Origin of the sequence: Reyranella sp., assembly GCF_030651995.1 — a bacterium.
Classification (GTDB): Bacteria; Pseudomonadota; Alphaproteobacteria; order Reyranellales; family Reyranellaceae; genus Reyranella.
This window is the reverse complement of sequence record NZ_JAUSBN010000027.1, coordinates 36448-61918: the sequence shown is the minus strand read 5'-3', so window position 1 is coordinate 61918 and position 25471 is coordinate 36448. Positions and strand designations below refer to the sequence as shown.

Annotated in this window: 28 protein-coding genes; 11 read left to right on the top strand and 17 right to left on the bottom strand. The window is 65.1% G+C overall.

The features are described 5' to 3' along the window. Positions 1 to 48: 48 nt before the first annotated feature. Positions 49 to 630 (bottom strand): J domain-containing protein, encoded by a 582-nt coding sequence (locus Q7V45_RS07910; RefSeq protein WP_304849711.1) that lies wholly within the window; start codon positions 628 to 630, stop codon positions 49 to 51. Between the two features lie 46 nt (positions 631 to 676). Between Q7V45_RS07910 and Q7V45_RS07905 the strand changes: the two genes are divergently transcribed. Continuing rightward, entirely contained in the window at positions 677 to 964 is a 288-nt protein-coding gene (locus tag Q7V45_RS07905; protein WP_370692565.1) for a BolA family protein, read from the top strand. 129 nt (positions 965 to 1093) lie between these two features. Here the strand turns inward: Q7V45_RS07905 and Q7V45_RS07900 are convergent, their stop codons facing one another. Genes Q7V45_RS07900 through Q7V45_RS07885 form a run of 4 tightly spaced genes read right to left on the bottom strand, consistent with a single transcriptional unit; the run spans position 1094 to position 4805 of the window. Further along, positions 1094 to 1747 (bottom strand): DUF2889 domain-containing protein, encoded by a 654-nt coding sequence (locus Q7V45_RS07900; RefSeq protein ID WP_304849707.1) that lies wholly within the window; start codon positions 1745 to 1747, stop codon positions 1094 to 1096. 28 nt (positions 1748 to 1775) lie between these two features. Next, positions 1776 to 3080 carry an HlyC/CorC family transporter gene (locus Q7V45_RS07895; RefSeq protein WP_304849704.1) on the bottom strand — a complete coding sequence of 435 codons (1305 nt, stop codon included), beginning with the start codon at positions 3078 to 3080 and terminating at the stop codon, positions 1776 to 1778. A 7-nt stretch (positions 3081 to 3087) separates the two neighbouring features. Beyond that, positions 3088 to 4215, bottom strand: coding sequence for a 3-dehydroquinate synthase (gene aroB / locus Q7V45_RS07890; protein ID WP_304849701.1), 1128 nt, complete (start codon positions 4213 to 4215; stop codon positions 3088 to 3090). Beyond that, positions 4212 to 4805, bottom strand: a complete 594-nt coding sequence (locus Q7V45_RS07885) for a shikimate kinase (protein WP_304849698.1) — start codon at positions 4803 to 4805, stop codon at positions 4212 to 4214. Before Q7V45_RS07885 ends, aroB begins: the two co-directional genes overlap by 4 nt. 282 nt (positions 4806 to 5087) lie before the next feature. Between Q7V45_RS07885 and Q7V45_RS07880 the strand changes: the two genes are divergently transcribed. Genes Q7V45_RS07880 through Q7V45_RS07870 form a run of 3 tightly spaced genes read left to right on the top strand, consistent with a single transcriptional unit; the run spans position 5088 to position 8071 of the window. After that, on the top strand, positions 5088 to 6029 hold the full coding sequence (locus Q7V45_RS07880) for a site-specific tyrosine recombinase XerD (protein WP_304849695.1): 942 nt from the start codon (positions 5088 to 5090) through the stop codon (positions 6027 to 6029). Between the two features lie 33 nt (positions 6030 to 6062). Further along, positions 6063 to 7016, top strand: a complete 954-nt coding sequence (locus Q7V45_RS07875; RefSeq protein WP_304849692.1) for an acetyl-CoA carboxylase carboxyltransferase subunit alpha — start codon at positions 6063 to 6065, stop codon at positions 7014 to 7016. A gap of 5 nt (positions 7017 to 7021) precedes the next feature. Beyond that, positions 7022 to 8071, top strand: a complete 1050-nt coding sequence (locus Q7V45_RS07870) for an LLM class flavin-dependent oxidoreductase (protein WP_304849689.1) — start codon at positions 7022 to 7024, stop codon at positions 8069 to 8071. A 68-nt stretch (positions 8072 to 8139) separates the two neighbouring features. Here Q7V45_RS07870 and Q7V45_RS07865 read toward each other — a convergent pair whose 3' ends face one another. Continuing rightward, positions 8140 to 9426, bottom strand: a complete 1287-nt coding sequence (locus Q7V45_RS07865) for a tetratricopeptide repeat protein (RefSeq protein WP_304849686.1) — start codon at positions 9424 to 9426, stop codon at positions 8140 to 8142. Continuing rightward, entirely contained in the window at positions 9423 to 10073 is a 651-nt protein-coding gene (locus Q7V45_RS07860) for a TIGR02466 family protein (protein WP_304849683.1), read from the bottom strand. The genes Q7V45_RS07865 and Q7V45_RS07860 overlap by 4 nt, the downstream gene beginning before the upstream one ends. An 82-nt stretch (positions 10074 to 10155) precedes the next feature. Here Q7V45_RS07860 and Q7V45_RS07855 point away from each other — a divergent pair, with 82 nt between their 5' ends. Then, on the top strand, positions 10156 to 11052 hold the full coding sequence (locus Q7V45_RS07855; RefSeq protein ID WP_304849680.1) for a TauD/TfdA family dioxygenase: 897 nt from the start codon (positions 10156 to 10158) through the stop codon (positions 11050 to 11052). A 332-nt stretch (positions 11053 to 11384) separates the two neighbouring features. Here the strand turns inward: Q7V45_RS07855 and Q7V45_RS07850 are convergent, their stop codons facing one another. Beyond that, positions 11385 to 11891, bottom strand: a complete 507-nt coding sequence (locus tag Q7V45_RS07850) for a GNAT family N-acetyltransferase (RefSeq protein WP_304849677.1) — start codon at positions 11889 to 11891, stop codon at positions 11385 to 11387. A 45-nt stretch (positions 11892 to 11936) separates the two neighbouring features. Here Q7V45_RS07850 and Q7V45_RS07845 point away from each other — a divergent pair, with 45 nt between their 5' ends. Beyond that, positions 11937 to 12797, top strand: coding sequence for a MaoC family dehydratase N-terminal domain-containing protein (locus Q7V45_RS07845; protein WP_304849674.1), 861 nt, complete (start codon positions 11937 to 11939; stop codon positions 12795 to 12797). A gap of 8 nt (positions 12798 to 12805) precedes the next feature. Beyond that, positions 12806 to 14059: an MFS transporter gene (locus Q7V45_RS07840; RefSeq protein ID WP_304849671.1), complete on the top strand. Its 1254-nt coding sequence runs from the start codon at positions 12806 to 12808 to the stop codon at positions 14057 to 14059. Positions 14060 to 14453: 394 nt separating this feature from the next. Here the strand turns inward: Q7V45_RS07840 and Q7V45_RS07835 are convergent, their stop codons facing one another. The 4 genes from Q7V45_RS07835 to Q7V45_RS07820 all read right to left on the bottom strand — a co-directional run bounded on the left by Q7V45_RS07835 (position 14454) and on the right by Q7V45_RS07820 (position 19138). Beyond that, positions 14454 to 15689 carry an epoxide hydrolase family protein gene (locus Q7V45_RS07835; protein ID WP_304849668.1) on the bottom strand — a complete coding sequence of 412 codons (1236 nt, stop codon included), beginning with the start codon at positions 15687 to 15689 and terminating at the stop codon, positions 14454 to 14456. A 22-nt stretch (positions 15690 to 15711) separates the two neighbouring features. After that, positions 15712 to 16467 carry a tyrosine-protein phosphatase gene (locus Q7V45_RS07830; RefSeq protein ID WP_304849665.1) on the bottom strand — a complete coding sequence of 252 codons (756 nt, stop codon included), beginning with the start codon at positions 16465 to 16467 and terminating at the stop codon, positions 15712 to 15714. A 48-nt stretch (positions 16468 to 16515) separates the two neighbouring features. Further along, complete coding sequence (locus Q7V45_RS07825; protein WP_304849661.1) at positions 16516 to 18669, bottom strand: TonB-dependent receptor; 2154 nt, start codon at positions 18667 to 18669, stop codon at positions 16516 to 16518. A 136-nt stretch (positions 18670 to 18805) separates the two neighbouring features. Further along, positions 18806 to 19138, bottom strand: coding sequence for a Rap1a/Tai family immunity protein (locus Q7V45_RS07820; RefSeq protein ID WP_304849658.1), 333 nt, complete (start codon positions 19136 to 19138; stop codon positions 18806 to 18808). Positions 19139 to 19297: 159 nt separating this feature from the next. On the opposite strand from Q7V45_RS07820, the gene Q7V45_RS07815 reads away from it, so the two are divergent. Further along, positions 19298 to 19672, top strand: coding sequence for a hypothetical protein (locus Q7V45_RS07815; RefSeq protein WP_304849655.1), 375 nt, complete (start codon positions 19298 to 19300; stop codon positions 19670 to 19672). Between the two features lie 78 nt (positions 19673 to 19750). After that, positions 19751 to 20023 (top strand): hypothetical protein, encoded by a 273-nt coding sequence (locus tag Q7V45_RS07810; RefSeq protein WP_304849652.1) that lies wholly within the window; start codon positions 19751 to 19753, stop codon positions 20021 to 20023. A 159-nt stretch (positions 20024 to 20182) separates the two neighbouring features. Here the strand turns inward: Q7V45_RS07810 and Q7V45_RS07805 are convergent, their stop codons facing one another. The 5 genes from Q7V45_RS07805 to Q7V45_RS07785 form a co-directional block, all read right to left on the bottom strand. Beyond that, positions 20183 to 20377 carry a DUF2892 domain-containing protein gene (locus tag Q7V45_RS07805; protein WP_304849649.1) on the bottom strand — a complete coding sequence of 65 codons (195 nt, stop codon included), beginning with the start codon at positions 20375 to 20377 and terminating at the stop codon, positions 20183 to 20185. A gap of 60 nt (positions 20378 to 20437) precedes the next feature. Next, entirely contained in the window at positions 20438 to 21106 is a 669-nt protein-coding gene (locus Q7V45_RS07800) for a Crp/Fnr family transcriptional regulator (RefSeq protein WP_304849646.1), read from the bottom strand. Between the two features lie 10 nt (positions 21107 to 21116). Further along, complete coding sequence (locus Q7V45_RS07795) at positions 21117 to 21473, bottom strand: cupin domain-containing protein (protein WP_304849643.1); 357 nt, start codon at positions 21471 to 21473, stop codon at positions 21117 to 21119. A gap of 286 nt (positions 21474 to 21759) precedes the next feature. Then, entirely contained in the window at positions 21760 to 22392 is a 633-nt protein-coding gene (locus Q7V45_RS07790) for a hypothetical protein (protein ID WP_304849640.1), read from the bottom strand. A 182-nt stretch (positions 22393 to 22574) separates the two neighbouring features. After that, the gene (locus Q7V45_RS07785; protein ID WP_304849637.1) at positions 22575 to 23408 is read right to left on the bottom strand and encodes a GIY-YIG nuclease family protein; all 834 of its coding nucleotides are present in this window, start codon (positions 23406 to 23408) and stop codon (positions 22575 to 22577) included. Between the two features lie 223 nt (positions 23409 to 23631). Between Q7V45_RS07785 and Q7V45_RS07780 the strand changes: the two genes are divergently transcribed. Together Q7V45_RS07780 and Q7V45_RS07775 are read left to right on the top strand one after the other, a co-directional pair. Further along, positions 23632 to 24201: a tyrosine-type recombinase/integrase gene (locus Q7V45_RS07780; RefSeq protein ID WP_304849634.1), complete on the top strand. Its 570-nt coding sequence runs from the start codon at positions 23632 to 23634 to the stop codon at positions 24199 to 24201. A gap of 41 nt (positions 24202 to 24242) precedes the next feature. Then, complete coding sequence (locus tag Q7V45_RS07775; protein WP_304849631.1) at positions 24243 to 25451, top strand: hypothetical protein; 1209 nt, start codon at positions 24243 to 24245, stop codon at positions 25449 to 25451. Positions 25452 to 25471: the final 20 nt, after the last annotated feature.

The window sequence follows — 25471 nt, the reverse complement described above, 5'->3', positions numbered from 1 at the left end:
TGTGCACTGCAAGCGGCCAAATGCACGGACAGCCCCAAGCAGGGCTAATCATTCGGCCGGGAGGTGCTCCGAAGCCCGCAGAGTGGAATACGCGGCGTTGATTTCCTTAAGTTTCTCCTCGGCCTCGCGCGCCCCGCCATTTGCGTCGGGGTGATGCAGCTTCACCAGTTCCTTGTACCGGGACCTCACGACTTTCCGGGTAAGGGGCCATGAAAGTTCTAGGACATCGAGCGCATTGCGCTCTGCCGGGGTCAGTTGTTCGCTGCCGTCGTACTTGGGCGGTGGCTTCTCCCCGAGGCCGGCATCGTCGGCCAGGCCAAACGGATCCTTGATATGGGCATAGGGATTGCCATTGCGGCGGGCGCCGAGCGGCCAGACCGGCCGGCGCCAGGTCGTGTCGGCGCGGATGTGGGCCTCGATCTCGTCGGAGTCGAGGCCGGCGAAATAGTCCCACTTCTTGTTGTAGTCGCGGATATGCTCGAGGCAGAACCAGCGATACTCGTCGAGCTTGTCGCGGGCGCGCGGCGCACGATATTCCCCCTGCAGGCGACAGCCCGGGGCTTCGCAGACGCGCTGGTGCGGCTTCGCACCGTCCAGTGCCGCCAGTGGGTTCGCTCTCCGTCGGGCCATCGGGCTAATATGTGTTCAACCAACAGAACCGGCAAGATGAGGCAAGATGGTCATGGGCAAGGTGGCGACGGCGATTGACAGCAAGCTTCGGGTGGCCTTCCAACCGGTGCGTCTGGCCATCGAAGACGAGTCCTCGAAACACCATGGGCATGCCGGCTGGCGCGAGGGCGGCGAGACGCATTTCCGGGTGGAGATCGTGTCGCAGGCCTTCGAAGGAAAGACCCGCGTCGCCCGCCAGCGCCTCGTCTATGCCGCCCTCAAGGACGAACTCGACGCCGGCCTGCATGCATTGGCGATGGAGACCCTGACGCCGGCGGAAGACAAGAAGCCCTGAGCGCCGTGCGCAACCCCCTCACCTAGCCTCTCCCCCTATCGGGGGAGAGGAATATGAAGGTCTGAATCATGTCCCTCTCCCCCGATAGGGGGAGAGGTTAGGTGAGGGGGCGGCGCGCGACCGTTGCCGTCAGCCTTCCATCTCCACGTCCTTGCCCTCGACGGCCGCGCGCACCGCCTCGGCGTCGGGGCCGGTGTAGAAGTGCGGTACCCAGCGCCGGGTGACTTCGCTGTCGGAGGCCCAGGTGTGGCAGGTGTCGAGCATGTAGGGCTTGCGCTGCGGCTTGCGCGGAGCGTCGGGATCCTTTGTCGGCAGGGTGCCGGTCTTTTCCCGATGGGCGTCGTTGAGATCGCGCGCCTTCTTCGACGACACGGTCTGGAAGGCGGTCGTGGCCACCGGCCCCAGCAGCTCGACGATGTGCGTGCAGCCATGGACGCCGCCCAGCCGCTCGCGCACCGCGCGATGGAAGCCGCCGCCGATGCGCAGGCCGATCAGCTTCCGGAAGGCCGGCGCGATGTCGCCGCACATGCGGTAGGGCGACTTGTCGGTCACCGCCTCGGCATCGACGATCGTGAACTTGTGGTCGATGGTCAGCCGGATCGACATGTCGTGGACGAAGTCGCCCGGCTGCAGCGGCCCGCGCCATTCGTTGGCGTGTTCGTAGGTCTTCTCGTCGGTGATGCGGCCCTCGATGTCCCACAGCCCGTCGTCGCGGAAAAATCCCTGGCAGACGACGCGGCGCGTATGAAGGTGCTGTCGCCCGACTGGCGGCGAAAGCGGCATGGTCGATCCTCGTGGTGTCAGGTGGAAGTCAGTTGCCCGCCTGTATGGCGGCGGGCGGCGCGATCCGCAACTCGGCGACGCGCGTGCCCTCGCGCTTCAGAATCTCGAAGCGAAATCCGTAAAATGCATAGACCTGGCCGACTTCGGGGATGCGCCGTGCCTCGTGGAGCACCAGCCCTGCGATGGTGGTGGCGACGCTCTCGGGCAGGCCCCAGCCGAATTCGCGATTGAGGTCGCGGATCGGCACGTCGCCCCGGCAGACCACGGTGCCGTCGTCGCGCCGGGCGACGCCGCGGCGGATGGCGTCATGCTCGTCCTCGATGTCGCCGACGATCTCCTCGATGATGTCCTCGAGCGTCACGATGCCGCGCAACGCGCCGTATTCGTCGACCACCAGGGCGAAATGCTCGTGCCGGGCGCGGAACGCCTCGAGCTGGTCGAACAGGACCGTCGATTCCGGGATGAACCACGGCGGCGTCAGGATCGAATCGATCTCCACCGATTTCGGACCGCCGGCCGCCTCGACGGCGCGGAAGAGATCCTTGGCGTGCATGATGCCCACCACGTTGTCGGCCTCGCCGCGATAGAGGGGGATCCGCGTAAAGGGCGCCGCCAGCATCTGCGTGACGATGGCTTCGGTCGGCTGGTCGGCGTCGATCAGCACGACGTTGCCGCGATGGGTCATGACGTCGCCCACGGTGCGGTCGCCCAGATCGAGCACGGAGCGCAGCATCGCCTTCTCGGCAGGCGCGCTGTCGCCGCTCTGGCCCTCGCCATGCAGTTCGATGGCCCCGCGCAGCGCGTCGCTCTGCTCCTCCGCATCGGGCGTGCGGTCGGTACGCACGTTGAGCAGCCTGAGGAAGAAGCGCGAGGTGGCGGCGACGCCGCGCGCCATCGGGCCGAGAATGGTCAGCGTGACCATGATCGACGGCGCCAGCGCCAGGGCCACCCGGTCGGCGCGCAGGAGCGCCCAGGTCTTGGGCATGACCTCGGCGAAGATCACGATCAGGACGCCGATGACCAGGGTGGCGTAGACCACGCCGGCCGCGCCAAACAAGGCGGTCAGCACCGCCGTCGACAGCGAGGCGGAGAAGATGTTGACCACGTTGTTGCCCAGCAGGACGGCGCTCACCGTCTCGTCCTTGCGATCGAGCAGCGCGTTCACGATCACGGCTTTCGGATTGCCCTGCTGGGCGAGGCGATGCATGCGCGGCCGCGAGGCTCCCGTGATCGCCGTCTCCGCGGCCGACAGGTACGCCGCCACGAACAGGCAGACCACCACGAGGGGGATCGCGATGGAAAGCGGGATGTCGAAGTGCAGCTCGGCGTCCATGTCGCGCCTAGGCCGCGATGGCGTCGTCGAGCAGGCCTCGCAGGCCCGCCTCGTCGACGTCGCGGGTGACGAAGGATTTTCCGATGCCGCGGGCCAGCACGAAGGTGAGCTTGCCGCCCTCGGCCTTCTTGTCGCCGCGCATGTGCTCGATCAGCCTCGCCGCATTCCAGGTGCGGCTGTTGTCGCCACCGATCGTGCGCAGCCGGACCGGCAGGCCGACGGCGCCGAGATGGCCGCGCACGCGCGCCGCGTCCCCGGGCGGGCAGAGGCCCAGCCGGGCCGACAGGTCGAAGGCCATCGCCATGCCCGCGCCGACCGCCTCGCCGTGCAGCAGCGCCCCGCCGAAGCCGGTCTCGGCCTCCAGCGCGTGGCCGAACGTGTGGCCGAGGTTGAGGAGGGCTCGCAGGTCGGTGGTCTCGCGCTCGTCGGCCGCCACGATGCGCGCCTTGGAAAGGCAGCTCTGCTCGATCGCATAGGTGCGTGCCGCGGCATCGCCCGCCAGCACGGCGTCGCCGTTCTTCTCGCACCAGGCGAAGAAGTCGGGGTCGTCGATCAGCCCGTACTTCGCGACCTCGGCGTAGCCCGCCAGCAGTTCGCGACGCGGCAGCGTGTCGAGCACCGTGGTGTCGGCCAGCACGAGGCGCGGCTGGTAGAAGGCGCCGACCAGGTTCTTGCCGTGTCGGGTGTTGATGCCGGTCTTGCCGCCGACCGAGGAATCGACCTGGGCCAGGAGTGTCGTCGGGACCTGGATGAAGTCGACGCCGCGCAGCAGCACCGCGGCGGCGAAGCCCGTGAGATCGCCCACGACGCCGCCGCCCAGCGCCACCAGCGTCGTCTTGCGATCGGGGCGCAGGTCGAGCAGCTCGTTCATCAGCCGGCCGAAGCTGGCGAAGTCCTTGCTGCTTTCGCCGGCAGGCACGGTCACCGTCCGGGTCTCGACGCCGGCCTTCTCGAACGATGCGGCGAGGCGGGCGCCGTAGAGCGGTGCGACCGTGTCGTCGCTCACGATGGTGATCCTCGGCGCGGCCAGCAGCGGGCGCGATAGTTCGCCGGCGCGGTCGATCAGGCCGGGACCGATCGCGATGTCGTAGGCGCGGCCGGCCAGATCGACGCGGATGGTGCGGGGCGAACTCATGTCGTTTTTCCTGGTGTCGGGGCCTGCAGATGGGCGCGGATCGCGTCGAGTACCTGCTCGGTCGTGCGCTCGGCCGGTTGGGCGGTCGAATCGACCACGATGTCGGCTTCGGCGTAGATCGGGTAGCGCTGCTGCATGAGGCGCGCGAGAATTTCCTTCGGATCGCCCTGGCGGAGCAGCGGACGGTGCGTCCGCTTCTTCACCCGGTCGAACAGCACGTCGAGTTCAGCGCGCAGCCAGACCGTCAGGGCGTGGGTCTTCATCAGCGCCCGGGTCTCGGGATCCATGTAGGCGCCGCCACCGGTCGACAGGACGTGGGGTGTCTCCTCGAGCAGGCGGCCGATCACGCGGCGCTCGCCGGCGCGGAATTCCTGCTCGCCGTATCTCTCGAAGAATTCAGCGATCGTGCAGCCGGCCGCGCGCTCGATCTCGTCGTCTGCATCGACGAACGGGAGGCCGAGTCTTGCCGCCAGTCGCTTGCCGATGGCGCTCTTGCCCGCGCCCATCAACCCCACGAGGGCCACGGTGCGCGGCAAGAACAGGGGGGAAGAGGCGTCCATGTCGAGCTGCAGCCTAAGGATGTCGCCCATAACGTCGCCGGTTTCAAGCGACCGGCCTCGTTCCTGCCGGACTTCGCTCTCGGCAATTGCCGCCTTCGCGGCGGGCAGGTACCTTGCGGCCCCGTGCCCGTGTTCCGTTCCAGAAACCGATTCAGCATGCCCACGCTGCGCCTAGGGCCTGTGATAATCGTCGCTGTCCTGGCCCTGGTGATTGCCGGGCTGGTGGCCCTCGCGATCGTGGAACCGCGCCCGCCGCTCAGGCATTTCGAGATCCCCGTCCCCAATGAGCGCCTTGCGCGCTAGCCGCGGCCCATGAAGCGCAAGCCGGCCTTCAAGCACGTGCGCGAGGTCGAGGCCTTCCTCGAGATGCTGCAGGCCGAACGCGGCGCCTCGAAGAACACGCTGCTCGCCTACGCAGCCGACATGGCCGACCTCCAGGGTTTCCTGGCGCGTCGCAAGCAGAGCACCGTAACGGCCGACGCAACGGCATTGCGCGCCTATCTGAAGTCGCTCGACTATGTCGGGATGACCCCGCGCACGGTGGCCCGGCGACTCTCGGTGATGCGGCAGTTCTTCCGTTTTCTGCTCGCCGAGCGTCTGCGCGACGACGATCCGGCGAGCACACTCGACTCGCCGCGGCTCGGCCGACCGTTGCCCAAGGTTCTGTCGCGCGAGGAGGTCGACCGGCTGATCGAGGCGGCGCGCACCAGGGACGCCGTCGATGGCGGTCGCATGGCGACGCTGCTGGAAATCCTCTACGCCGCCGGCCTGCGCGTGTCGGAGCTGGTGAGTCTTCCTCTGTCTGCCGTCGAACGCGACCCCTCGATGCTGCTGGTCCGCGGCAAGGGCGACAAGGAGCGGCTGGTGCCGCTGTCGGATCCGGCGCGGATGGCGATCGTCGCCTGGCTGCACATGCGCAGCAGTCAGCTCGCCGAGGGCGAGACCTCGCGGTTCCTGTTCCCCTCGCGGGGCCGGACCGGCCACCTGACGCGCCAGCGTTTCGCACAGCTTCTGAAGGAAGCGGCGCTGGGCGCCGGCATCGATCCGGCACGGGTCTCGCCGCACGTGCTGCGCCATGCCTTTGCCAGCCATCTGCTGGCCGGCGGCGCCGATCTGCGCTCCGTCCAATTGATGCTGGGCCATGCAGATATCGCCACCACCCAGATCTATACGCACGTGCTCGACGAGAAGCTGCGCTCGCTGGTCCAGGACCATCATCCGCTGGCCCGCCGGAAGGGCCGGCCGGCCGGTTGACAGGATTCCGCGACCGGGCGACACCTGCCCTCAATGACGATTTACCTCGACTTCGAGAAGCCGATCGCGGACCTGGAGGGCAAGATCGCCGAGCTTCGGCATCTGCCCAATTCCGGCGATGTCGACATCGCCGAAGAAGTCATGCGTCTGCAGGACAAGGCGAACAAGCAGATCCGCGCGACCTACGCCAAGCTGACGCCGTGGCAGCGGGTGCAGGTCGCCCGCCATGCCGAACGGCCGCACGCCCAAGCCTATATCGACCGGCTGATCACCGACTATACGCCGCTGGCCGGCGACCGCGCCTTCGGCGAGGATGCCGCCATCGTGGGCGGCATGGGCCGGTTGCAGGGCCGCAGCATCGTCGTGCTGGGCCAGCAGAAGGGCGACGACACCGATTCGCGCATCAAGCACAATTTCGGCATGGCGCGGCCCGAGGGCTATCGCAAGGCGCAGCGCCTGATGCGGCTGGCCGACCGGTTCAGGCTGCCGGTGCTGACCTTGGTCGACACGCCCGGCGCCTATCCCGGCATCGACGCGGAGGCGCGCGGCCAGGCGGAAGCGATCGCCAGCTCGATCGAGACCTGCCTTGGACTCGGCGTGCCGCTGGTCAGCGTGGTGATCGGCGAGGGCGGTTCGGGCGGCGCGCTGGCCATCGCCTCGGCCGACCGCGTCTACATGCTGGAGAACTCGGTCTATTCGGTGATCACGCCGGAAGGCTGCGCCTCGATCCTGTGGCGCAACAACGCCAATGCCCAGGACGCTGCCGAGGCGATGAAGGTCACGGCCGCCGATCTCAAGAAGCTCGAGGTGATCGACGACGTGATCCCCGAGCCGATGGGCGGCGCCCATCGCGCAGCCACCGAGACGATCGACGTCGTGGGCCGTGTCGTGGCCGAGGCGATCGCCGACCTCTCGAAGCTCGACGGCGACACGTTGCGCGCGCGCCGCCAGGACAAGTTCCTGGCCATGGGCAAGAAGGGCCTCTGACTTCCTTGTCGCTGCGCCTCAGCGTTCTCGACCAGTCGCCGATCCGTAAGGGTGGCACGCCGGCCGAAGCCGTGCGCGACACGCTGGAACTGGCGCAGCTCTGCGACCGGCTGGGCTACACGCGCTACTGGCTGGCCGAGCACCATAGCAGCGAGGCGCTGGCCGGCTCGACACCCGAGGTGCTGATCACGCGGGTGGCGGGTCTCACCGGGCGCATTCGGGTCGGATCGGGCGGCGTGATGCTGCCGCACTACAGCGCCTACAAGGTGGCGGAGAATTTCCGCATGCTGGAGACGCTGTTTCCCGGCCGCATCGATGTCGGCATCGGCCGTGCCCCGGGCAGCGACCAGCACACGATGCGCATCCTGGCCGACGGCAAGCCCAACTGGAGCAACGCCGAGAAGTATCCCTACCAGGTGCGCGACCTCGTCGCCTGGCTGCACGATGCGCTGCCACTCAATCACGAAGGCACCGGCGTGGTGGCCCAGCCGACCGGCGACACCGCGCCCGACGTCTGGCTGCTGGGTTCGAGCGACGACAGCGCCGCGCTGGCCGCCCATTTCGGCCTGCCCTTCTGCTTCGCGCATTTCATCAATCCCGACGGCGGCGACGGCGTCACGCGCGCCTACCGCGCGCACTTCAAGCCGTCGTCGCTTCATCCCAGGCCGGTGCCGATGATGGCGATCTCGGTGCTCTGCGCGGAGACCGACGAGGAGGCCGATCTCCTGTCGCGCAGCCGCGAGGTCTGGGCGATGCGCCTGCGGACGCTCGGCAATCCCGGTCCCGTCCCGTCGGTCGACGAAGCGCTGGAAGCCGCGAAGGCGCCCGGTGCGGAGCGCTGGCTGCCGGCGCTGCGCCGCCGCTCGGTGGTCGGCTCGCCCAGGACGGTGAGGGCGGGCCTCGAACGCCACGCCGCCGCCTACGAGGTCGACGAGATCATGGCCGTGACGATCTGCTACGACTTCGAGAAGCGGAAGCGGTCGTACGAGTTGCTGGCCGAAGAGTTCGGGCTTTCTTCGAGCTCCTCTCCCCCGATAGGGGGAGAGGCTGGGTGAGGGGGCGACGCACCGCCTGTAACCCCCTCACCTAACCTCTCCCCCTATTGGGGGAGAGGAATGTGAATCTAAAGCCCCGCGAGCGGGAAGCCCTTGCCCTTGCCGTTCTGCGGCCGGCGCTTCTCGATCATGGCGCGGGCCTCCGCGGCGCGGCCGGCCTTCGCCATCGCCGAAGTCACGATGTACTCGAGCAGGTCGCGTTGCGCGCGGCTGCCGCCCAGGCGCTCGTGCGTGGCGAGCAGCGGCTCGATCTCGCCGATGGCGCGCGACCAGTCGCCCTGCGCATAGGCCTCGAAACCGTGCGCCAGCGATGGCAGCATGTCGGCCGTGGCGCCACGCGGGCTCTCGATGAACTTGGCGAGCGTCTCGCCGTCGCCGGCCATCGCATAGGCCAGCACCGTATGCATGTCGACGAAGCCGAGGCCCGGTCGGCCGAACCACTTGGTGGCGTAGTCGGCGACCTCGCGCCACCGCGCGGCCTGCCGCGGCTCGCCCGCCATCTCCGCGCGTGCGAGGAAGGCCGGGCAGTCGGTCGCGACGTTGACCTGCGGTCCCCAGGCGACGGCGGGGCTGAGCGCCTCGTCGTAGATGCGCCAGGCATCTTCCATGCGGCCGGTTTCCATCGACCACAGCGCAAGGTGCCAGTTGTTGTGGACGTGCATCAACCCGTCGCGCGAATAGTCCTTCATCCAGTCCCGCAGGAAGGCCAGTCCCGCCTCGCGCTCGCCCAGCTCGTAGAACAGGTGTCCGCGGATGTGCGCGGCGTGGGCGCTCTGCGGATAGGCTTCGAGGGCCGCATCGATATTGCGCTGGCCTTCGTCGAGCTTCTGCAGCTCGATCTGCGCGAAGGCGAGCTGCGTGCGGTACCACCAGTCGTCGCCATAGTGTTTCTCGAACGGTTCGAGCAGCGCGAGCTGGTCGACTTCGCGGCCGGTCTTGCCGGAGAAGCCGATCAGGCCGAACACGCTGGTCGCGGGCGCGAGCGCCATGGCATCGCGGGGCCATTCCTTCATGTGCACATGGATGGCATCGAGCGCTGCTGCGCCTTGGCCGGTCAGAATCTTCTCGAAGAGGGCGATCTGGCTCTGCTCGCGCGGGGATGCGCTGGCGGCCAGCTCCTTTGCGCACGCCAGCGGCGCCTTGGCCTCGTGGCCGCGGCCCAGCAGCTGCTTGGCGCGGGCCAGCGAGATGTGACCCAGCGCAAAGGTTTCGTCGGCTTCGACGGATTTCTGGAAGGCCGTGTCCATGCCGGGCGTCGCGGCCATCAGGCTATCGACGCCTGCCAGATAGGCATCGCGTGCCGCAACCGAGTGCGTGCCGAGTTCGTTGCCGTAGCGATCCTGCAGGCTGCTCATGACTTCTCCTTGCCCGCCGTGGGATCCCACATCGGCGAGGCCATGGTTTCGCTGAAATTCTTGAACATCAGGTTGAACGAAATGCTGATGCGGTCGCTCTCCCCGTCATTGGCCGGCACCGTGTGCTTCAGCCAGGAGGGGAAGATCACCATGCGGCCTTCCTTGCTCGGCGCATTGGCGCCGTTGGCGGTGAGGCGGGTGTACTGGCGCGGCTTGGGCATGATCATCGAGGCCTGGCCGCGCGGATCCTGGAACAGGATCTGCGAACCGCCGGCCGGGATCGACACGTAGTAGACGCCGCTCAGGTAGTTGTTGGGATGGTGATGCATCGGATGGTAGGCGCCGGGCGGATTGACGTTCGCCCAGCAGCCGGTGATCCCCATCGGATACTGGTCGACCTGCAGGAAGCGGGCGACGCCGCGGCCTGCCGTCTCGACCAGCTTGGCGAACTCCGCGAAGGCCGGGCGCGTGTGCAGGTCCTGCGGCGTCTGCCAGTTGCTGCCGGCCGGCACCTTGGATCGCGGCGCGATCAACCGTTCGATCTCGGCCTTGAGTTTCGCATTGAGGCTCGCCGCCGCGACCGGCTGGAGGTCCACGATCCACAACGGGGTCGGGAAGATCTCCTGCACTTCCTGCTTCTCGATCATGGCTGAAAGTATATCCCGCGATTGCCCGAATGTCCTTTAGGTGATCCAATCCGCCGCATAAGCAGAGCGAGGAGGAAGCCCGGTGACTGTGTCGATCCATGCCGTGACGCCCGACTTCGTGGCCGAAGTCGGCGATGTCGCCTTGAACGAGGTCTCGTCCGACGACCTCGCCACGATCCGCGAGGCGTTCACCAAGTATGCGGTCCTGGTCTTTCCCGACCAGGAATTCGACGACGACGGCCAACTCGCCTTCGCGCGCCATTTCGGCCCGCTCGAGACGACCGTCTTCATGGCGCGCAAGGGCCATAACCTGCGCCTGCACCAGAACATGGCCGATGTCGGCAACCTCGATGCGGAGAACCGCATCCTGGAAACCAACAACCGCCAGCGTCTCTACAATCTCGGCAACCGGCTGTGGCACACCGACTCGTCGTTCAAGCGCCTGCCGGCCTACTGCTCGATGCTGCATGCCCGCTCGATCCCGCCGATCGGCGGCCACACCGAGTTCGCCGACATGCGCGCGGCCTACGACGCGCTGCCCGAGGCGACGAAGCAGCGCATCGCCGGACTGGTGGCCGAGCACTCGATCATGACCTCGCGCGGCAAGCTCGGCTTCAAGGATTTCGACGAGGGCGAGCGCGCGGCCTTCGCGCCGGTGCCGCAGGTGCTGGTGCGGCGCCTGCCGGACTCCGGCCGCATGAGCCTCTACATCGCCAGCCACGCCGGCGCGATCCGCGGCATGCAAGACGACGAGGCGCGCAAGCTTCTCGAGGAACTGACCGCGCATGCCACGCAACGCCAGTTCGTCCACGCCCATCGCTGGCGCGAGAAGGACCTCGTGATCTGGGACAATCGCTGCACCATGCATCGCGGCATGGCGTTCGACGACCAGCGCTACAAGCGCGACATGCGCCGCGCCACCGTCTCCGACGTCGCCCCGACCTGCGAGCAGATGGGCCTGTCGGTCGCCGCGGAGTAGTGCGTCACCCCCGCACCTAACCTCTCCCCCGATCGGGGGAGAGGAACATGACATTCAAACTCCTCTCTCTCGATCGGGCAGGGCTATTGCATTTGCCCAAATGACCCGTCGTCCCGACCGGAGCGAAGCGGAGTGGAGGGACCTTTTTTTCTTCGATTTGACGGCTCTTAAGTAGAAAAGAGGTCTCTCCACTCCGCGCTGCGCGCTCCGGTCGAGACGACGGATAATTCTATATGTGATTGCCCTGCTCGATCGGGGGAGAGGAACATGAAATTCAAACTCCTCTCCACCGCTAGGGGGAGAGGCTGGGTGAGGGGGCTACGGAAGCTCGGTCAATCGAGTGACCGCCGCATGATCGTCCGCCGCCACGGCGGATGGCCTTGCCGGTTCCCTTCCATGGCCTGCATGCGGAAGACGTGTGGCCAGTCTGCGCGGGGCATTTCCTCGAAGCCGCGGCGCGCGTAGTACGGCGCGTTCCACGGGACATCGCGATAGGTCGAGAGGTGGAGCGTGCGATGGCCCAGGCCGCGGGCGGCTGTCGCGGTTTGTTCGATCAATGCACTGCCGAAGCCGTACCCCTGCCAGCGTTGCAGCACCGAGAGCTGGTCGAGCCATGCCGTACCGCCCGGAAACTTCATCAGGGCGAACCCGACCGGCCGGTTGAGCGGCGAGACCGCGACCCAGAGCCGGCCCTCGCGCCGGCCGGCCTCCAGCGAGGCGAGGCTGGCGGGCGGCATGTCGACCACCTGGCCGAGGCCGACGCGCCGATAGCGCAGGTCGGCCTCGTTTTCGATCTGCGGCAGCAGCTTGATTTCATGCGGGTGCGGGCGGCGAATCATGGCAGGGGATTGGTTAGGCTGGCTGAAAGCCCGGAGGAAGCACCCATGACCATCGACATCGAACCGCTCAAGAAGGAACTCGGCCGCAAGATCGAGGACGAGGACGTCGTCACCCAGGCGCCGCTCAAGGCGATGATCGCGACCTTCGATCGTGACGACAAGGTCCCGGCGGAGGGCGAGGCGATCGCGCCGGGCTGGCATCTCTGCTTCCTGCATTCCTATGCGCGCCGCAACGTGCTGGCCGAGGACGGGCTGCCGACCGAAGGCGGCGTGCTGCCGAAGATCCCGCTGCCGCGCCGCATGTATGCCGGCTCGACCTTCACCTTCGACGGCGAGATCCGCGTCGGCGACAAGCTGCGCCGTGAGACTGAATTCTCCGATGTGCAACTCCGGGGCGGCGCCACCGGCAATCTGATCGTCACCAGCCAGACGCGCCGCATCTTCACGCCGCGCGGCCTTGCCGTCACCGAGGTCGCGAACACCGTGTTCCGCGAAGAGGTGAAAGCCGGCGAGAAGAGCGGCGTGCCGGTGCGCGAGGCGGCCCCCACCGACGTGCCGTGGCGGCGGACGATCAAGGTCGATCCGGTGATGCTGTTCCGCTACTCCGCCATCACCTTCAACCCGCATCGCATCCATTACGACCGGACCTACTGCATCGAGACAGAGGGCTATCCCGGCCTGGTCGTGCACGGACCCTTCGCCCAGCAGTGCCTGTTCGACCTGCTGCGCGATTCCAATCCGGGACGACCGGTCAAGACCTTCGCCATCCGCGCCCGGGCACCTTTGTTCGACACATCGCCGTTCGACGCGATCGGCCGGCCGACCGCCGATGGCAAGGGGGCGGAACTCTGGACTGTGACGCCGAAGGGCACGATCGCGGCGCAGGCCACGGCGACCTTCGCCTGAAGCCTGGGATGCAAGCGCCGCCCCTGCCGCGGTTCCTGATCCCGCGGCTGCCGTTCTTCTACGGCTGGGTGGTGCTGGGCTGCATCTGCCTCGCGGGCTTCGCGCGGCAGGGACCGGCGGTGGCCGTGCTCTCGATCTTCGTGTTGCCGATGACCGAGGCGTTCGGCTGGTCGCGCACGGAGATGTCCGGTGCGGTGTCGCTGGGCGGGGTGCTGGCGGCGATCCTGTCGCCGCTGATCGGGCCGTTCGTCGATCGCCGCGGCGCGCGCCTCGTGCTCTGCCTCGCGGTCGCCGGCACCGGCATCGCCTGCATGGCGCTGTCGCTGATCCAGTCGTTGCTGTTGTTCTACGTGCTGTTCTGCTTCGCGCGCATGATCTGGGCCGGGCCGTTCGACCTCGGCCTCTACGGCGCGCTGAACAACTGGTTCGTGGCGCGCCGTGGCATCGCCGCCTCGTTCGCCACGCTGGCGCAGATGTCGGGGCTGGTCGGGCTGCCGCTGATTGCGCAGTTCGCCATAAGCGGTGCGGACTGGCGGGCGGGCTGGATCGCAGTCGGCGCCACGGTGCTGCTGGTCGGCTTCGTGCCGTGCTGGCTCCTGCTGGTGCGGCGGCCGGAGGATGTCGGCCTGCAGCCCGACCGGCTGGCCGACGGTAAGGCACCGCCCCTGGCCGAGCCGCGCTGGAGCCGGGCGCAGGCGATGCGGACGCCGGCCTTCTGGCTTCTCTCGCTCTACACCGTCCTCCTGTTCCCCGTGCAGGCCGGGGTCAGCCTGCACAACGCGCCGCACCTGATCGAGCGCGGCCTGTCGCCGGTCGCGGCGGCTTCCGTGATCGCCTTTGTCGCGATGCTCTCGGGGGCGGCGAGCTTCGGCATCGGCTTCCTGCCGCGCCGATGGCCGGTGCGCTACCAGATGGCGCTGTGCGCGGCGTGCATGGCGCTCGGCAGCTACGGGCTGATCTTCGTCTCCGGGGTCGAGACCGCGATGGCGGCAGCCGGCCTGTTCGGCATCGGCATCGGCGGCATCATGCTGCTCCTGCCCGTAGCCTGGGCCGACTATTTCGGTCGCGAAAGCTACGGCGCCATTCGCGGCGTGGCGCTGTCGCTCCAGGTCACGGCACAGGCCGCCGGGCCGCTGGCCTCCGGCATGCTGCGCGACTGGAGCGGCACCTACACCGACTCGCTGCTGCTGTTCGGCACGCTGGCGACGCTGGGCGTGATGGCAGCGTTGGCGGCGCAGCGGCCGCGAGTTCTGACGATCTAGCGTCCTTCCACCTCAAATCCACCACACCACCTCATCCTGAGAGGCTGGCCGGAAATGAATGCAGCTAAAACAAGAGGCTATGAACAGCCCTGATAACCTCACCCTGAGGAGCATCGCGAAGCGATGCGTCTCGAAGGGTGGGAACGCGCACCTTGCCTGTTGCCCATCCTTCGAGACGCGCCGCGAAGCGGCGCTCCTCAGGATGAGGTAAGTGCTTGAATCGATTCAAATCATTTCCGGCCAGCCTCTGAGGAGCACGCCGCAGGCGTGCGTCTCGAAGGATGGGCAGCCGGCGTGGTGTGTGTAGCCCATGGTTCGAGACGGCCCTTCGGGCCTCCTCAGCATGAGGTTCTCTCTGTAAAGCTGGCTTGATTCGATCTTGCGCGGAAAGATTCTAATCGTTCGCCGCGCCGTAGCGCAGGGGGCGGAAGAAGGCCCTGATGTCCTCGACCAGGAGGTCCGGTTCCTCGAGCGCCGCGAAGTGGCCGCCGCTCGGCATGATCGTGTGGCGGCGCAGATTGAAGGCGCGCTCGATCCATTCCTTCGGCGGGGCCGGCGCGATGTCGGCGGGGAAGGCCGCGAAGCCGGTCGGCGTTTCCACCTTCGCACCGGGGGGCAGCGCGCGCGGCTTCTGCTCGGCCGCGCCGCGATAGAGCCAGGTGGCGGTGCCGGCCGTGCCGGTGAGCCAGTAGACCATGATGTTGTCGAGCAGCGTGTCCATCGAGAAGCGCTTCAAGGGATCGCCGCCGCAGTCGCTCCATGCCTGGAACTTCTCGACGATCCACGACGCGAGGCCCACGGGCGAATCGGCGAGCGCCACGCCCAGGGTCTGCGGCCGCGTCGCGTGGATGCGCTGGTAGGCGGTCTTGTCGTCGAGGGCATTGCCCATCTTCGCGAGCCAGGCCTGTTCGTCGGCGCTCAGGGTGGCCGTCTCGAGATCGAGGCCCGGCCGCAGTCCCATCATGTTGAGATGGACACCGAGGACGCCGGAGTCGTCCTTCTGCGGATGGTCGAAGGCGAGCCATGACGAGACGACGGCGCCCCAATCCCCGCCCTGGATGCCATAGGGACGGTCGTAGTTGAGCTTTTCGGTCACGAGCGTATGCCAGAGGCCGGCGATGGCGCGCGGCCCGATCGGGCCCGTTGTCCCGTCGGCGCGGATTGGGGACCGTGAGAAGCCGTAGCCCGGCAGCGAGGGCACGATCACGTCGAAGGCGTCGAGCGGATCGCCGCCATGCTCCTCGGGGTGGGCGAGGACATCGATGAGGTGCAGGAACTCGACGATCGATCCCGGCCAGCCATGCGTTACGACCAGAGGCAGCGGCCGCGGCGCGTCCTCGACCTCGGTGCCGGGTTCGCGAATGAAGTGGATTCGCTGCGGGCCGATATCAACCAGGTAGTTGGGCCACTGGTTGATGGCCTCCTGACAGCGCTGCCAGTCGTAGCCGTGGCGCCAGTAGTCGACCAGCTCGGCCAGGAAGGCGGGATCGGTGCCGGAGGCCCAGGAGCCGCCGTCGGCAATCGTCACCGGTGGACGCCAGCGGCGCAGGCGCTCGTCGAGGTCGATCAGCGCCCGCTCGGGAATGTCGACCTTGAAGGGTTCGGGAGTGTCGTAGCGCGTGTCGGCCATGGCGACAGGCGTAGCGCGGAACTTACCCTTCCAGCAAATCCGCCTTCAGCCGTTCGCGCGCCGCAGCGTCGAGGCCGAGCGCCTTTTCCGCGAAGTCTTCCGGTGTGCCGAAGTCGCCGCGCAGCACCTCGAAGGCGGCTTCGAGGTAGGGCGTGCGCGCTTCGATGATCGCGGCGCGGGTGTCGATGTCGAGCTCGGGATAGCGGCCGATATGGCCGGTCCACAACTCGTTGGTGCGGAGATAGTCCTCCAGCACCGTTTCCCAGGGCACGCCGAGCAGGGACAGCAGCAGGGCCGAAGCGAAGCCGGTCCGGTCCTTGCCGGCGGTGCAGTGGAACACCAGCGGCCGGTGTGTGCCGTCGCTCAGGGTCGAGAACAGGGTGCGGAACCCGGGGGCGCAGCGGCGCGGATAGTCACGGTAGTGATCCGTGAGGAACCCCATCATGATGTGAGGGTTGGCGGATCCGTCGGCTACGGCACCGCGGATCTTGTCGCCGACGCCCGGCTCGATGTGCGCGCCGACGATGCGGCACTCGAGGCCGTCGATCAGGTGCGGCGTCTCGGCCGCTTCGCTGACGCCGCGCAGGTCCACGATGGTGCGGACGCCGAGGCGTCCGAGGGCGCCGCGATCCTCGGCGGTCAGGCCGCCGAGATGGGCCGAGCGGAACACCGCGCTGCGCCGCACGGTGCGGCCGTCCTCGGTCTTGTAGCCGCCGAGGTCGCGGAAGTTGGAGCCGCCCTGAAGGGTCAGGACGAAGGGAAGGCTGGTGTCAGGCATGGCCTGCTTCTAGCACGCCCGGCCTTGCCGCATCATGTCGTTTGCGCGTCAGAATTTTTGCGCAAGCGTCACGAAGAAGGCCCGGCGCATTCCGTACTGCGGGGCGCCGACACCGACACCCTCGCCGGTGCGCAGCTCGTAGACGCCATCGGTGACGTTGATCGCGTCGAGGCGTATCTGCGTGCCCTTGCTGCCGTTGAACGGCACCTTCTGCGTCACCGAAAGATTGAGCGTGGCATAGGCCGGCAGCGCCGTGTCGTTGGGGGTCACCACGCTGGTGCGCAGGCCGCTGCCGAACAGCACATCCGCCGACACGCGGGTGGCCCAGTCGCTGCCCTGGTTGAAGATGTAGGCGGCGCCGGCGGACCCGGTCCAGCTCTGGTCGTGGTCGGCGGCGATCCAGTAGCTGCCGATATAGGCCAGATCCTCCGGCGAGAAATTGTACTGGGCCGAGTTGATCCGCGTGGCGCTGACCTTCGACCAGGCGAGGTTGCCGTAGAGCGACCACGGACCCTGGTCGTAGTTGGCGTAGAGCTCGAAACCCTTCACCTGCGCGTTCGCATAGTTGAAGGACGCCAGCTGGATCGGCGCGCCGAACTGGCCCTTGTCGAGATAGTTCTCCGCGAACTTGTAGTAGCCGGCGAAGCCGATGGTCAGGCCGTCCACCGGCTTCACCGTCAGGCCGACGTCGAAATAGTCGGATCGTTCGGCCCTGACCGGATCGTTGGTGAAATTCTCGGGCTCGGCCGTCGTGCCCGTTCGGGCCGCGAGGGAGGCGAAGCCGACCTGGTTGAGCGGCGCCGGCACGAAGTAGCGGGAGTAGCCGGCCCGGAGGCTGATCTGCGGCGTCGGCTCCCAGACGACGTTGATGCGCGGGCTGACCTGGTTTTCAGAAATCTGTCCGGAGATGGCGTCGAAGCGCGCGCCGAAGTTCACCGTGACAGTCGGCGTCACCTTCCATTCGTCCTGCAGATAGACGCTGTAGGTCCAGCCGACGAGATTGGAGCCGTCGGTGAACCCCACCGGGCTGTCGCCGGGGATCAGTTCCCCGGGATTGAGGGGATCGGGGATCAGTCCCAGCGCGTTGTTCTGGCTGAAGCTCGAGACCTGCTCGCGCTGGACGAGGAAGCCGCCGCGCAGCGTGTGGTTGGACGCGACCTTCCAGCTTGCATCGCCCTGGACGCCGAACGCGAAGCTCGAGCGTTGCGACCAGGGCGCGACACCGTTGTAGAGCAGGTCGCCGAGTGCGTCGGGCTGATAGGAAAGCTTGGAATAGCGGCCGAAGCCCGAGAGCTGCATGTTGAAGTTCTGGTAGCTCTTCTGCAGCGAGGCGATGCCGAAGTACGTGTCCTCCCACTGGCGCTGGTCGAGCACCGCGCTGTTCCAGTCGGTGATGCCGTTGACCGGGAAGGCGGGGGTCTCCCCCGGAACGTTGGGGATCTGGTAGCGCGCGCTGGCGCCGCCGGCGATGAAGCTCAGGCGCGTATTCTCGTCGGCCAGGGCGCTGAGCTTGGTCAGCGCATACCATTGCGCCGTGGCGTCGTGGAGCGGGGCGGTGCTGGGCGTCGGGTTCTCGATGCCGATGTTGTTGCTGACGTACTGGCCGACGGCGAAGTAGTCGAAGTTGCCGGAGCGGCCGCCATATTCCAGCGCCGGCTGCACCCAGTTGTAGGATCCCACCATGGCCGAGGCTTCGCCGCCGGGATTGGTCGTGCCGGACTTCACCGTGATGTCGACCACGCCGGCGGTGCGCAGGCCGTACTGGGCGGGGAGAGACCCGGTGATCAGCGAGAGCTGGTCGGCGAAGCGCGGCGAGAGAATACTGCTGAACAGCGCCAGGCCCTCGGGCAGCTGCACGCCGTCCAGACGGTATTGGAGGCTGCCATGGTCGCCGCGTACGTGGATCTGGCCGAAGCCGTCCTGCACGACGCCGGGCGCGCGCAGCAGGACCTGGTTGAGCGTGGCGTTCTCGCCCAGCGGCGTGTTGCTGATCGCCGTCTTGCTGAAGTCGTAGCGGGTGGCGCCGAGGCTCGGCTGGATCTCGCTGCGCTCGCGGTCGAGCCGCTTGCCGACCACTTCGATCGCCAGCCCGTCCGATGGTGCCGGCTGAGGCTGGGCCTCGGGCGCAGTCTGCGCCAGGACCGGGTGGGCTGCGGAAAGACCCGCTGCGAGGGCCAATGCCGATACGCCGATCCGCTGCATCCGGGACTCCTTCGATTACGCCAGTAAACGTTATATTGTATCTTGTTATGATATAACACTATGTGACGTCAATCGATCTGCGTCGGGAGCGGCCGATCGGGGTGTCGAGGACGATTGGACCCTAGGTTCGCTGTCGCTATTGCTTGGCGCAGGGCCAGGTCTGTTCCAGGGCCTCGCCCGCCAGGTCGATGAAATTCTCGTGCAGGCGCGCAGGGTTGTTGTTGATGTAGGTGACGACCCCGCGCACCAGCAGCCGTCGCGTCGAGATGCCGGGCAGGCAGATGTTCGGCTTGATCGCCTGCAGCGTGTCGATAATCCCGGCGCAGACCCCGGCGACCAGCAGCTTGGAGGTCGGGATCGGGTCGAGGAGGAACGCCTCGCAGCCCAGCATGATGTAATTGGCCGAGTTCGTGTCCTGCTGCGCCCGGGCCCCGGGAGAGGTCAAGGGGACGGCGAGGGCAATGGTCAATGTGACAACCAAAAGGCGAGCCGGCTTCATAAGTCCATTCTCTTCCGTTTCGCTGCGATGATAGCGCGCAGCGCGGGCCCGCGAACAGGCTTTGGCGGGGCCCGTGTTGCCCGTGATAGGCTCGCTGCACGGGGACGGAGACTGCTGGAGACGCGAACGATGCCGCTGCGCTGGGAGATCCTTCATTCGGAGAAACTCATCCATGTCGTCGCCGAGGGCGAGGTCACGCTGAAGGAGATGGAGGCGCATTTCGACGCCCTCGTCGTGGCCAATGCGCTCGCCTATTCGAAGCTGTTCGATGCGACCGGTCTCAAGCCGGTCTACGACGACGCCGACGTGATGGCGATGGGCGCTCGGTTGAGCGCCTACACGTCCCACTTTCCGAGCGGCCCGTTGGCCGTGGTCGGTCATGACGAGTCGGTCGTCCTGGCGTTCAAGCGCTTCGTCAACATTTCGCCATCGAAGCGACCGGCGGCCTTGTTCAAGACGGAGAAGAAGGCCCGCGCCTGGCTCGCGACGCAAGCCGGCGCCTGACGTCGCACGGACCGGTTGCGGCGCGACTTCCCGCGCCGCTATCCTCCGCCTGTGTTCTTGTTGAGGGAGTTGCTTACCATGAAAAGCTGGATCTTCGCGTCGGCGCTGCTCGTCGTTCTTCCCGTCGCGGCCCATGCGGACCAGGCTGCCGCGAATGCCTGCGCGGCCAACCTGTCGCCGACCGGACAGATGCTCTACAACAAGACCGCCCCGACGATGAAGCCCACGAGCGACATCAAGGACGCCCTTACCGCGCAGGCCCGTCCGCTGGTGATGAACGGCACCCTGTCCCGCGACGCCGCACGCGCGGCCGCCGAAGCGGCCGGCGAATGCCTCAAGCTTCTGAAGTAGCCTGAGAAGTCCTCGCCGCGCGTTTCATTGCCGGGGCGCGCGGCGCACAGAACGGGGTCCCTATCAGCCCCGCCCGTCCGTTGGCCCGTGGGGCGGGCGACTGCCGGATGCTACAGGCGGTTGCTTTTCCTGGGTTCAGCGGCCGGCTCCGTCGAAGGCTCAGGCGCCCTTGCGTCCGCAGGTGTTGATGCCGAGCAGGGCGTAGGGCGGGCACCAGCCGACCACCGCGGTGAGTAACGGCACGATGCCGACCCAGCCCCAAGGGGTCTGCGGGCCCCAGAAGGCGAGGCTGATCAGGCCGAGGCCGACGACGATGCGGACGATGCGGTCGATGGAGCCAACGTTGCGGGTCATGTGTCCCTCCAGGAAGTCTGACCCTTCCCGGATACGCCCCGTGCGGCATCCGGTCTGTAACTAAGTCACCGAGGCCAGCCGCGCCACGGCCGCCCGGTCGGCGATCTCGACCACGCCGCGCTGGCTGCGGATCAGGCCGCGACGCTGCCACTCGGTGAGCTGCCGGCTGACCACCTCGCGCGCGCTGCCCAGCTCGTTGGCCAGCTCCTGGTGCGTCGCGGCGATGCGGCCGGTACCGTCGTCGAGCAGCAGCAGCCGCTGCGCCAACCGGACCTCGATGCGCGCGAACGCAACGTCTTCGATGACGCGCAGCAGAGAGGTCACGCGGCGACCGAAGGCGGCGAACACGAAGCGGCGGAACTCGCCCGAGTCGGCGATCATCGCGTCGAACAGGCGGCGCGGCACGGCGACGGCGCGCACCGCCGTCTCGGCGACGCCGTCGGCCTGGTACTCCTCCTCGCCGACCAGGCAGGCCGTGGTCAGCGTGCACGATTCGCCGGCGGCGACGCGGTACAGCACGATCTCGCGCCCGCCCTCCGAGACCTGCGAGACGCGCACCACGCCGTCCAGCACCAGCAGGAAGTTCTCCGGTCCCTGCCCCGGCCCGAAGATCCGGCTGCCCGCCGGCAACTCGACGACGCGGCTGCCGGCGGCGAGATCGGCCTGCAGCGCGGCCGGCAGCCGACGCAGCGGCGGGAAGGAGTCGAGCCAGGAGGAACACGAGGTCATCGGGACGGCATCATGCCTTCGCGCCGCCGGCGCGACGACGGTACACGGCGAGCCAGACGGTCGGCGCGTCGGGATCGGTCCAGTCGACGCGGTGGCGGACATGCGCCGGTATTTCCACCCAGTCGCCCGCGGCGAGCGTGATGCGACGATCACCGGCCTCGAAGCGCAGCACCGCCGCGCCGCTCAGCAGCAGCACGAACTCATCCTCGGTCTGGTCGTACCAGTCGCCCTCGGGAGTGACCTGGCCTGTGGAGACGATGCGCTCGATACGCACGGCCGGATCGTCGACCAGTGCCTCGACAAGCTCGCGATCGACCGCCTTTGGCATCGCCGCGAAGACATTCCCTCGTGTGTCACGGCCAGTCATGGGACTCGAGTTTCTTGCCCCGGCTCGAGACCGACCGAAAGATCGACGCGCCACTTCAGGTTTGCGCGACGTCTCCGGCGACTTTGGTTCACACCCGCCCGTGGCAGTGCTTGAATTGCCATGGAATTAGAAAATATTCAATAAAAACAATGACATATATGATCAATTTCTCCCTGTGTAGGTTTTGTGCAGGTCTAACGTTCCCGTTATACGAGATGCTTTAACTTTTCTACAACCCTGTGCGATAGCGCAGCTCGCGTCGCCAGAGTTACCTGCAAGCACTGCTCTACTTCTCAACATCAGTGTCGCTGTCTGCTCCGTCCTTCGCTCTGGTCCGAGTTAGCCCGTGGAACTTCCGCCACTGATAGTACTCAATCAGTGTGTTGTTCATGTTCCAGCCGACCGACGTGGCGAGTTCGCGCATATCCTTCGCGGTCGCAGCAGGGCTCAAGTCGAGGTAGTCCCAAACGGCAGCGCATTTTCCTCCTGCGCCAGGTCGCTTGACGCCGTTCCTCTCCTCACGCTTGCCGCGCGCCGGTTTCGAGCCAGTAGAATATGAAGATGCTTCAGTAAATGATTGCGTCACGGGGGTGCCTCCCGCTTCGCCTATGCGGTTCCAATTCTCGCGAAAATCAGCCTGACAGTATTCACGCGTGCCAAGCCACCACTTGCCGCCGTTCTTGTCCTGCTTCGCTAACCGCCGTACTTCCTCGAGCCGCAAGACGTAACAGACAGGTACATCGGCGTTAACCAGTGTGGTGATGACCCACCATTCCGATCGCAAGTCATCGAGATTCAGCCCAAGTCCGACAGGGTTCTGTGAAGCTGATGCCTTCGACTGGACGCCAAAGAAAACCGTTCCATCAACATCGGTGGCATATAGATCAGACCCGCGGATGTTTCGAACCGTTTGCAGCACGTGCCATCCCCGCCGCGATAACTGCCAGGCGACATAGTTGACGCCCGCGTTGCCAACTAAAGAATTCCGATCCGACGCTCGAACAGTCATCTGCAGCTCACCCAGTTGCACTGCTCGCCGCGGCTACGGGCGAAGCCTAGCATCGCAGAGAATTGCACTCTAGCCGCGCTAGTCAGTGCGCTCTAGTTCTTGTTCAATCCCATCTCTCTGCTCTGCAGCTTTGCCTTCCATAGCTGTTCAAGGGCAATGATGTCGTCTCTGCTCAATTGATTTCCAGCTGTCTCAAGAATGGAGACCCGATAGTCGCTCGCTTCGCGTATCTTGAGCCCTTCATTGCCGCCATGACCGGTCTGCGCGTAGGACTGCCATCTGCCCCAGAAGCCATCGTCACCAGTCGCTGATCCAACGTACTGCTCTTTCGTTTTCGGGCAGGACAACAAATAGACGCCCCTAGTCTTACTGAGCTGGTCGATCCAAGACTTCGGCAGTGCGGGAATTTCGGAGAGCGGCTTCAAAAACTTGCTGAAGCCCGGAAACTCATCCTCCCGAAAGGCAGTGCGAATTTCCACGACGGGCTTGTTTCGGTCTTTCGCGCGCTGCACCCACGCACGCGTGCCGGCTCCCCAATCGACATAAAGCTTGCCGATCAAATCGCCCAACGCTGCCTGTAGTTGAAGCTCATACAGATCGAAGTCGCCCGCTTTATCTACGCCGAGGGTGTGTGGTCGAGGCAAGTCCATCTCGCTCAACCCGACGTACTTCGCTGAATACAAGCCTACAAAAAGAGTCGCGCCTCTCGGGTCTGCTACGAACGATGCCCATAGTGGAAGCTTGAACTTGGACCGATTGTGGATGCTCTGCACCGACTGGTACGCGTCAAACGATGTGGCGCTATCGCGCCACAGTTCATACGGTGTGTGCAATGTAGTGGAGCGAGTGTCTTGGTGCCGAAGCAATCTGACCGTAGCTGGATCAATGCCCTCTTGCTGAAGAATGGTGTTGAACATGACCGGCATTTCGCTGCGCTCGCAAAACTCTCACTTTCCCTGCCTCGGTAGCAGGTCCCAGCGCTCTACATTACCGACAACATCGCAGCATAACAAAATACATATTGTCTTAGCCGTTGCGCGAAGCTGTTGAAGGCATTGGCAAATTCTAGCCACGCCTTTCGGTTGCCCTTCAGCAGTTCAGACAACACGCTGACCCCGCACTGAATATTAGCCAGGCGGGAGTGTAGCGATGAAACAAGCACAGGTGCTTACAGAGCGGGACAAGCAGCGCGTGATGAGCCACGTAGCTAAGGGCAGCTATCCCGCGCGTAACCGCGCCATGCTGATGCTGAGTTGGCTGGCTGGCATGCGCGTCGGCGAAATCGCGGCACTGAAGTTCGGGGACGTAATCGGTGCTACTGGTGAAATCCGTGCTCAAATCCAGCTTAGCGCTGAGCAAACAAAGGGTAGTGAAGCGCGAACCGTCCACGTAAGCACTCAGCTACAGCAAGAGCTACGGAATTATATCAATAACCACGATACGATGCCGGACGCTCAATCAGCGTTCATTCCTAGCAAAACCGGAAAAGCGTTCTCAGCAAATGGGCTCTGCTTGCGCTTCATCCAGCTCTACAACGCCGCGGGGATTGATAAGGCAACTAGTCATAGCGGTCGTCGAACATTCATCACTAACCTAGCAAACAAGGGGGTGAATGTGCGCGTCCTCGCTGCCTTGGCAGGACACAAGCATATTGGAACCACTCAGCGTTATATCGACCTGAATGAGGAAGTGCTGAAGGCGGCTGTTGAGTTAGCCTAGAAAGTTGAGCAAAGTAGTCCGCTACCATGTGAGGAATGCGGATGCCCCTAAAGGACCTGCTCTCCGTTACGCCCGACGCATTATCCTCATACACAATCGAACAAATAGTCGCGATTTGTGGTGATGGAAAATTACGAACGGGCGCTGAAAGTGAAGCCGACTTGCGGTACTTTTTGTCATGCCAGACGGGAGAGCAACTGGCTCTACACGCATCATACTGTCTAAAGAACGCCTTCTCACAAAGTGGATTCGCTTTACAGGACACGGTGAACGAGATTGGACGGCGGTTGGGTTTCGAAGTGACTAATGGACGATACTCAGGCGTGCGAAATGAAAATGGATTTGACGGCTTGTGGACAACAGGGAAAACCCGGTTCGTAGTCGAAGTGAAAACAACCGACGCCTATCGAATCAATCTCGATACTATTCGCGACTACGCTAGAAAACTGCGTGATGCCAATGTGGCATGGGGCGACGAACCGCAAGTCCTGATTGTTGTAGGCAGAAATGACACTGGTGATCTGGAGGCTCAAGTGCGGGGCAGTCGCCACGCATGGAATGTGCGTCTCATCAGCGTCGATGCCCTGCTTAAGCTTCTGTTCGTATGCCAGCGCCTTAGTCATACTAATGTTCTAGATAAGGTGAAAAGAATATTGCTGCCGTTCGAGTACACGAAGGTCGACGAAATTGTCGAACTTGTCTTCGAGACACAGCAAGAAACTGAAGTTAAAGTTGAAGCTGAAGCAGAATTGGATGAAACAGAATCGAACGGCGCAGCATCAGATACCAAATACGAGTTTACGCCGCGCCATGATCTTGACGCGCAACGCCGAGTCGTCGTTACGAATTTCTTTCAGGCTAAGAACGCGGCATTTCATCAAGTCACTAGAACAAACTTCGCTTCGAATGATGGCGCCATTCACGTTACATGTGCAGTATCGAAGCGCTATCCAAGGGACTATCAGCCATATTGGTATGCGTTACACCCAAAATGGCTATCATTTTTGCGCAGTGCGCAGAGCGGATATTTCATACTCTCATGTATGGATCGGGTTGATGCATTTGCTATCCCCGTCTCCGATTTGGAGGCGTTGTTGCCAAAACTCAACCAAACAAAAAGCGGAGATAAAGAATACTGGCACATCGCTCTTACAACTGAAAATGATAGTCTCAAGCTAAATCTGTCAAAAGCTGATGAAAGAATTGCGCTGGAGTCTTATAAGTTCAGCAGCGCTGTTGTGGCATCATAAAAAAGGAATAAGGAGTCGGA

Excerpts from the sequence above, each read along its gene's own strand:
- Q7V45_RS07880 (WP_304849695.1), top strand. The coding sequence starts at position 5,088 with ATGAAGCGCAAGCCGGCCTTCAAGCACGTGCGCGAGGTCGAGGCCTTC.
- Q7V45_RS07895 (WP_304849704.1), bottom strand. The coding sequence starts at position 3,080 with ATGGACGCCGAGCTGCACTTCGACATCCCGCTTTCCATCGCGATCCCC.
- Q7V45_RS07860 (WP_304849683.1), bottom strand. The coding sequence starts at position 10,073 with ATGATCGAGAAGCAGGAAGTGCAGGAGATCTTCCCGACCCCGTTGTGG.
- Q7V45_RS07795 (WP_304849643.1), bottom strand. The coding sequence starts at position 21,473 with ATGACTGGCCGTGACACACGAGGGAATGTCTTCGCGGCGATGCCAAAG.
- Q7V45_RS07845 (WP_304849674.1), top strand. The coding sequence starts at position 11,937 with ATGACCATCGACATCGAACCGCTCAAGAAGGAACTCGGCCGCAAGATC.
- Q7V45_RS07865 (WP_304849686.1), bottom strand. The coding sequence starts at position 9,426 with ATGAGCAGCCTGCAGGATCGCTACGGCAACGAACTCGGCACGCACTCG.
- Q7V45_RS07850 (WP_304849677.1), bottom strand. The coding sequence starts at position 11,891 with ATGATTCGCCGCCCGCACCCGCATGAAATCAAGCTGCTGCCGCAGATC.
- Q7V45_RS07840 (WP_304849671.1), top strand. The coding sequence starts at position 12,806 with ATGCAAGCGCCGCCCCTGCCGCGGTTCCTGATCCCGCGGCTGCCGTTC.
- Q7V45_RS07905 (WP_370692565.1), top strand. The coding sequence starts at position 677 with ATGGTCATGGGCAAGGTGGCGACGGCGATTGACAGCAAGCTTCGGGTG.
- Q7V45_RS07830 (WP_304849665.1), bottom strand. The coding sequence starts at position 16,467 with ATGCCTGACACCAGCCTTCCCTTCGTCCTGACCCTTCAGGGCGGCTCC.
- Q7V45_RS07780 (WP_304849634.1), top strand. The coding sequence starts at position 23,632 with ATGAAACAAGCACAGGTGCTTACAGAGCGGGACAAGCAGCGCGTGATG.
- Q7V45_RS07875 (WP_304849692.1), top strand. The coding sequence starts at position 6,063 with ATGACGATTTACCTCGACTTCGAGAAGCCGATCGCGGACCTGGAGGGC.
- Q7V45_RS07825 (WP_304849661.1), bottom strand. The coding sequence starts at position 18,669 with ATGCAGCGGATCGGCGTATCGGCATTGGCCCTCGCAGCGGGTCTTTCC.
- aroB (WP_304849701.1), bottom strand. The coding sequence starts at position 4,215 with ATGAGTTCGCCCCGCACCATCCGCGTCGATCTGGCCGGCCGCGCCTAC.
- Q7V45_RS07835 (WP_304849668.1), bottom strand. The coding sequence starts at position 15,689 with ATGGCCGACACGCGCTACGACACTCCCGAACCCTTCAAGGTCGACATT.
- Q7V45_RS07900 (WP_304849707.1), bottom strand. The coding sequence starts at position 1,747 with ATGCCGCTTTCGCCGCCAGTCGGGCGACAGCACCTTCATACGCGCCGC.
- Q7V45_RS07785 (WP_304849637.1), bottom strand. The coding sequence starts at position 23,408 with ATGCCGGTCATGTTCAACACCATTCTTCAGCAAGAGGGCATTGATCCA.
- Q7V45_RS07800 (WP_304849646.1), bottom strand. The coding sequence starts at position 21,106 with ATGACCTCGTGTTCCTCCTGGCTCGACTCCTTCCCGCCGCTGCGTCGG.
- Q7V45_RS07815 (WP_304849655.1), top strand. The coding sequence starts at position 19,298 with ATGCCGCTGCGCTGGGAGATCCTTCATTCGGAGAAACTCATCCATGTC.
- Q7V45_RS07885 (WP_304849698.1), bottom strand. The coding sequence starts at position 4,805 with ATGGGCGACATCCTTAGGCTGCAGCTCGACATGGACGCCTCTTCCCCC.
- Q7V45_RS07910 (WP_304849711.1), bottom strand. The coding sequence starts at position 630 with ATGGCCCGACGGAGAGCGAACCCACTGGCGGCACTGGACGGTGCGAAG.
- Q7V45_RS07805 (WP_304849649.1), bottom strand. The coding sequence starts at position 20,377 with ATGACCCGCAACGTTGGCTCCATCGACCGCATCGTCCGCATCGTCGTC.
- Q7V45_RS07810 (WP_304849652.1), top strand. The coding sequence starts at position 19,751 with ATGAAAAGCTGGATCTTCGCGTCGGCGCTGCTCGTCGTTCTTCCCGTC.
- Q7V45_RS07775 (WP_304849631.1), top strand. The coding sequence starts at position 24,243 with ATGCCCCTAAAGGACCTGCTCTCCGTTACGCCCGACGCATTATCCTCA.